This is a genomic window from Parvibaculum sp. (genome assembly GCF_049672805.1).
GTDB lineage: Bacteria > Pseudomonadota > Alphaproteobacteria > Parvibaculales > Parvibaculaceae > Parvibaculum.
In genome coordinates this window covers 1-6,398 of the sequence record NZ_JBATWS010000268.1, presented here as the reverse complement: position 1 = coordinate 6,398, position 6,398 = coordinate 1, and the positions used below count along the sequence as shown (strand labels likewise).

The window sequence follows — 6,398 nt, the reverse complement described above, 5'->3', positions numbered from 1 at the left end:
GGCCCGCGCTTTCATGAGCGCGGGCCTTTTTCATGGCGAGGCTCAATCCGTCCCTTCAAACAGGAATCGGCGTTGGCACCACCACACAAAAAGGCCGCCCGAAGGCGGCCTTTGATCCGTGTGCGGTGCGCTTCTTAAGCCTGACGCTCCACCATCATCTTCTTGATCTCTGCAATGGCCTTGGCCGGATTCAGACCCTTCGGGCAGGTCTTGGTGCAGTTCATGATGGTGTGGCAGCGATAGAGACGGAAGGGGTCTTCCAGCGCGTCGAGGCGCTCGCCGGTTGCCTCGTCGCGGCTGTCGATGAGCCAGCGATAGGCCTGCAACAGCGCGGCGGGACCAAGATAGCGGTCGCCATTCCACCAATAGGACGGGCAGGAAGTGGAGCAGCAGGCGCAGAGAATGCACTCGTAAAGCCCGTCGAGCTTTTCGCGGTCTTCATGGCTCTGGCGCCATTCCTTTTCCGGCTGCGGCGACTCGGTCTTGAGCCAGGGCTGGATGAAGGCGTGCTGCGCATAGAAATTGGTGAGGTCAGGCACGAGATCCTTCACCACCGGCATATGCGGCAGCGGATAGATCTTCACATCGCCCTTGCACTCATCAATGCCCTTCGTGCAGGCCAGCGTGTTACCGCCATCAATGTTCATGGCGCAGGAACCGCAAATGCCTTCGCGGCAGGAACGGCGGAAGGTCAGCGTCTGATCGACCTCATTCTTGATCTTGATGAGGGCGTCGAGAACCATCGGCCCGCATTTATCGAGATCGACTTCATAAGTGTCGATGCGCGGATTGGCATTGTCATCCGGCGACCAGCGATAGATGCGGAAACGCTTGACGTTCTTCGCACCGGGCTCGGCCTTCCAGGTCTTGCCCTCGGTGATCGTTGAATTTTTCGGCAGTCGGAACTGGACCATGATCTAGACCCTCGCGCGGCTTAGTAAACGCGCGCCTTCGGCTGGATGTATTCAATTTCGTCGGAAAGCGTGTAGGCATGCACCGGGCGATAATCGAGCGTGGCCTTACCCTTCTCATCCACCCAGCAAAGTGTGTGCTTCATCCAGTTCGCATCGTCGCGGTTCGGGAAGTCCTCGCGCGCATGAGCGCCACGGCTTTCCTGACGGTTGACGGCACCTTCAACGGTGGCGATGGCCTGCACAATGAGATTGTCGAACTCGAGCGTCTCGATGAGATCCGAGTTCCAGATGAGCGAACGGTCGCTGACGCGAATATCCGGCATGGCGGAGAACACATCTGCCACACGCTTCTTGCCGGAAAGCAGCGTCTCTTCCGTGCGGAACACGGCAACATCTTCCTGCATGGCGCGCTGCATCTGCAGGCGAAGCTCGGCGGTCGGTGTGCTGCCCTTCGCATGGCGGAATTTGTCGAGACGCGCGACGGCGTTTTCGCCGGCACCCTTCTTGAACTCGGGCTGGCGCTGGCCGGGCTGCACCAGCTCGGCTGCCCGAAGGCCCGCCGCGCGGCCAAACACCACAAGGTCGATCAGCGAGTTGGAGCCGAGGCGATTCGCACCATGAACCGACACGCAGCCCGCTTCGCCAATCGCCATCAGGCCCGGCACCACCGTATCGGGGTTTCCGTTCTTCAGCGTCAGCACTTCGCCATGATAATTCGTGGGGATACCGCCCATATTGTAGTGAACGGTCGGCAGAACCGGGATCGGCTCCTTCGTCACATCGACGCCCGCGAAGATGCGCGCCGACTCCGAAATGCCAGGAAGGCGTTCATGCAGGATCGCCGGATCAAGATGGTCGAGATGAAGGTAGATGTGGTCCTTATGCTCGCCAACGCCGCGCCCTTCACGGATCTCCACCGTCATGGAGCGCGAGACAACGTCACGCGAGGCAAGGTCCTTGGCTGACGGCGCATAACGCTCCATGAAGCGTTCGCCTTCGGAATTGGTGAGATAGCCGCCTTCGCCGCGCGCGCCTTCGGTGATGAGGCACCCTGCGCCGTAAATGCCGGTCGGATGGAACTGCACGAACTCCATGTCCTGCAGCGCGAGGCCCGCACGCAGCACCATCGCATTGCCGTCGCCCGTGCAGGTATGCGCGGATGTGGCAGAGAAATAGGCGCGACCATAGCCACCCGTCGCCAGAATGACGAGCGAGGCGCGGAAGCGGTGAATTTCGCCCGTCGCCATGTCGAGCGCAACAACACCACGGCACTGGCCTTCCTCATCCATGATGAGGTCGATGGCGAAATATTCGATATAGAACTCGGCCTTGTGGCGAACCGACTGGCCGTAAAGCGTATGCAGGATCGCATGGCCCGTGCGGTCGGCGGCGGCGCAGGTGCGCTGCGCAATGCCTTCGCCGAAATTGGTGGTCATGCCACCAAAGGGACGCTGATAGATCTTGCCTTCTTCCGTGCGGGAGAAGGGAACGCCGAAATGCTCAAGCTCGTAAACAGCCTGCGGTGCCTGACGGCAGAGATATTCGATGGCGTCCTGGTCGCCGAGCCAGTCTGACCCCTTCACCGTGTCATACATGTGCCAGCGCCAGTCATCCGGCCCCATATTGCCGAGCGAGGCGGAGATGCCGCCCTGCGCCGCAACAGTGTGGCTGCGGGTCGGGAAAACCTTGGTGATATTCGCGGTGCGCAGGCCTTTTTCGACACAACCAAGCGTGGCGCGAAGACCCGCACCGCCCGCGCCGACAACGACGACGTCGAAAGTGTGATCGTGGAACTCGTAAGCAGCCGTCATGAGCTTGGTCTCGACGATTTAAAGAGGATCAGGCGCTGAAGCCGATTTTCACGACTGCATAGATGCAGGCGAAACCGGCGGCATAGCAGAAGAAGAAATTGGCGATGAGGGCAGCACTCCGCAGGCGGTGGCCCGTCACATAGTCCTCGATCACGATCTGCATGCCGATCCGCATATGCATGATCGCCGCAGCGATGAGGAGAAGGGCCGCCACGCCAACGATCGGATTGCCGAGCCATGCGCGCGCGGTCGCATAATCAGCGCCCGTCAGCATGACAACAAAGCCGATGAAGAACAGCGACAGCGGCACAAGCGCGACCGCCGTGATGCGCTGGCGAATATGGTCGGACGTGCCGGACTTGGCAGAACCGAGCGCGCGAACGCGGGCAAGCGGCGTACGCATATCTTTCCGGGCCGTGGCCATCAGATCACCCCCCGCGACGTGCAAACAATACCCCAGACAATGACCGTGCCGCCGAGCGAGGCGATGAGCGCCAGCCAGCTCACAATGTCAGCCGTCTTGTTGTTGAGCCCCACAATCTCATCCCAGAAGAGATAGCGAATACCGCCAAAGAGATGGTGGAGCAGTGCCCATGTGTAGCCGAAAAGAATGATCTGGCCGACCCAATGGCCTGCAACCGACTGGAAGGCGGCATAGGCATCCGGCCCCGTTGCCGTGGCGAGCAGCCACCAGGCAACAAGCGCGGTGCCGACATAAAGCGCAACGCCGACAATACGATGGAGGATCGACATCGCCATCGTGATCGTGACGCGATAAATCTGGAGATGCGGAGAGAGCGGCCTCTCTACGGCTTGTCGCTGTTCAGCCATCCGAAGAACCCCGTTCGGGCAACAAGAAGAGGGGCGGGTCTTGGCGGCCCGCTTCTTCCGTTGTTTATCGCGCAGAGACGCGCAACGCAAATGCCCAGACGCATCAAGAGAGGCAGAAAGGCAGAAGAAACCCCGCGGGCTTGCGCGAGGCGATGTTTGGCACGGAAAACGCTGGGGAATGAGACGCAGTGATCTGCCGCAGAAATTGCGAACACTTCGCAACTACTGCGCGCCACCCATCCAGCAAGAGGTGATTCTCTCTGCGCCTGCCGCGTCTACTTCGTCAGAAGGGAGCGTTACCGACCGCTTCGGCGGGCACGCCCTGGCCAATGTCGATCCAGTGCCACACGGACGAATGTTCGATCCGCGCCAGATCAGCCACTTCCCCGAGCGGGCTCTGCTCGAAATTCACGAAAATGCCGATATGGTCCGCACGATCCCCCGCCTTCGCAATCGGCAGGATCGTGTATTCGTAAGAGACTATGGTGCCGTCCGCCGCTGTTGCCGGTGTGCTTTGCCACAAGCCGCAGGGCGTGTTGAGGCAGGCCATCACGCAATCATAGGCATGGGTGCGAATCGCGGGGTCTGCCAGCGACAGATAGTCTACGCCCGTAAGGTCATATCCGAAAAATTCGCGGAAGCCCGAACCCGTCAGACGGAAGGGCAGCAATGCGGCGTTCGGATCAGGCTCGATGATCGCAAACCATCGCGCAAAGGACGCGAAACGGCGCAGACTGATATCGGCCCGCAAGGGGACATCCCTCTCGCCCCGGGCCTCCTGCCATGCCTCTTCAAACGCAAAGCTCTCGGCGGAACGCAAGCCGACGTGAGCGCCGGTGCGGGTAGCATGCGAAATGACATCGAGGGACGGCATCAGGGAGCCTTGCTGGGATTGGTCCGGAACGGAGATTATTCCCGCCTCGTAAACTGAGCGTAAAAATTTCGCTCAGCGGCGCGGTATCAGCACCCAATAATCAAGGTCGAGAATGACGCCGTCTTCATAGCCCTTTTCCTTTGCACCAGGAAAATCGGCGCAGGGACGGTCCTTGGTCGCAATGCTGCGCACACGAAGCGCACCGAGATCATCGCGCCCGCGCAATGGCGCCTTGTCGAGAATGTCCGACCAGGCAAAAACCGTGTCGCCGCCAAAACAGGGCGCGACATGCCGCCCGCCATTGATGGCGGCCACCAGAACCGCATTGCCAAGCCCGTTGAAGGAAAGCGCACGGGCAAGCGAGATGACATGGCCGCCATAAATGAGGCGGCGGCCAAACCGGCCCTTGCCCTCGCTATACTGATTGAAATGCACCTTGGCCGTGTTCTGGTAAAGGCGCGTCGCCATCATGTGCTCGGCTTCCTCGATGGTGATGCCGTCAACATGATCGATCTTTTCGCCCACTTCATAATCATCCCAGAGCCAGGGCGAACCGGAAGCGACCGTATCGAATTTCTTGAAAGAAGTGCCCGAAGGCGCAACGAGATGTTCGGCGTGAACGGCGGCAGGCAGGTTCGGCACATCTTCCTGCGGCGCAGGTGCTGTCTTGTCGCGCTTGCGCACCATCACCCAGCGCACATAGTCGAGAACGATCTCGTCGCGCTGATTGCGCCCCGTCGAGCGGACATAGACAATACCTGTCTCGCCATTCGAGTTTTCTTTCAGCCCGATCACCTTTGATTCCGTGGAAAGCGTGTCACCCGGAAAGACAGGCTTCAGAAAGCGGCAATCCGCATAGCCGAGATTGGCAACGGCATTGAGCGAAATATCGGGCACCGTCTTGCCAAAGACGATGTGAAAGGCAAGAAGATCATCCACCGGCGCACCCGCATAACCGGCCCTGCGCGCCACCTCGGCAGAAGATTGAAGCGAGAAGCGAGAGCCGAATAGCGCCTGATAAAGTGCGACATCTCCCTCCGTCACAGTGCGCGGCGTTGCATGATGCAGCACCTGCCCGACCTTGAAGTCCTCGAAATAATTTCCTTCATTGGTCTTTGCATTCTGCGTCATGGCCGCCTCCTGTCCTTGAGCCTGTCCGAACACTCTGCCTGCGGATTATCCTGCCCGCTCAAGCTCGGCTATGGCATCGGCAATCGCAACCGTGCGCCGTGCAATTTCGGCATGAAGGATTTCGACCATCTTGCCATCCACCTTGAGCACGCCCTTGCCCTTGTTCTCGGGCAGTTCGAAAGCCTCGATGGTCTTGCGCGCGAAGGCGACCGTTTCGGGATCGGGCGAGAAAATCGTATTGCACGGGCCAACCTGGCTCGGATGGATGAGCGTCTTGCCATCAAAACCCATATCGCGCCCCTGCTCGCAGACAGCGACAAAGCCCTGCTCATCCTTGATGTCGTTATAGACGCCATCGAGAATGACAAGCCCATAGGCCCGTGCAGCGACGAGCGCGAGACCGAGCGAGGTGAGCATTGGCACCCGGTCCGGCGTATGGGCGGCGCGAAGCTCCTTTGCAATGTCATTCGTGCCCATCACCCAGACGGACATGCGCGAACCCGGCTTTTGGGCCGCCTCAGCGATGGACTGAATGTTGAGCGTCGCAAGCGGCGTCTCGATCATGCACCAGAGCTGGAGGCCTGGCTTGGCACCCGCATCGGAAAGTGCCTGTTCGGCGCGGGCCACATCGGCAGCGGAATTGATCTTCGGAACAAGAATGGCATCCGGTCCTGCGGCGACTGCCGCCCTGATGTCATCTGCGCCCCAGGGCGTATCAAGCCCGTTTACGCGGATCGCGATTTCGCGTTTGCCATAGCCGCCTGCCTTCACCGCATCGCAAACCTGCTGGCGCGCTTCTTCCTTGGCGTCGGGTGCCACGGCGTCTTCGAGATCGAG

7 protein-coding genes are annotated in these 6,398 nt (G+C 60.1%); all 7 read right to left on the bottom strand.

Annotated elements, in window-relative coordinates:
* Nucleotides 1-134: 134 nt before the first annotated feature.
* On the bottom strand, nucleotides 135-914 hold the full coding sequence (locus WBF74_RS08645) for a succinate dehydrogenase iron-sulfur subunit (RefSeq protein WP_424438196.1): 780 nt from the start codon (nucleotides 912-914) through the stop codon (nucleotides 135-137).
* Nucleotides 915-934: 20 nt separating this feature from the next.
* Complete coding sequence (gene sdhA, locus WBF74_RS08640; protein WP_424438193.1) at nucleotides 935-2,725, bottom strand: succinate dehydrogenase flavoprotein subunit; 1,791 nt, start codon at nucleotides 2,723-2,725, stop codon at nucleotides 935-937.
* 28 nt (nucleotides 2,726-2,753) lie between these two features.
* Nucleotides 2,754-3,149 (bottom strand): succinate dehydrogenase, hydrophobic membrane anchor protein, encoded by a 396-nt coding sequence (sdhD, locus tag WBF74_RS08635; RefSeq protein WP_424438190.1) that lies wholly within the window; start codon nucleotides 3,147-3,149, stop codon nucleotides 2,754-2,756.
* A complete protein-coding gene (gene sdhC / locus WBF74_RS08630) occupies nucleotides 3,149-3,556 on the bottom strand; it encodes a succinate dehydrogenase, cytochrome b556 subunit (protein ID WP_424438187.1) in 408 nt (135 codons plus the stop codon). The genes sdhD and sdhC overlap by 1 nt, the downstream gene beginning before the upstream one ends.
* 283 nt (nucleotides 3,557-3,839) lie before the next feature.
* Complete coding sequence (locus WBF74_RS08625) at nucleotides 3,840-4,430, bottom strand: PAS domain-containing protein (protein ID WP_424438184.1); 591 nt, start codon at nucleotides 4,428-4,430, stop codon at nucleotides 3,840-3,842.
* Nucleotides 4,431-4,502: 72 nt separating this feature from the next.
* Entirely contained in the window at nucleotides 4,503-5,561 is a 1,059-nt protein-coding gene (locus WBF74_RS08620) for a MaoC family dehydratase (protein ID WP_424438181.1), read from the bottom strand.
* Between the two features lie 45 nt (nucleotides 5,562-5,606).
* Nucleotides 5,607-6,398 (bottom strand): HpcH/HpaI aldolase/citrate lyase family protein (locus WBF74_RS08615; RefSeq protein WP_424438178.1); only part of this gene is annotated, 792 nt, incomplete at its 5' end.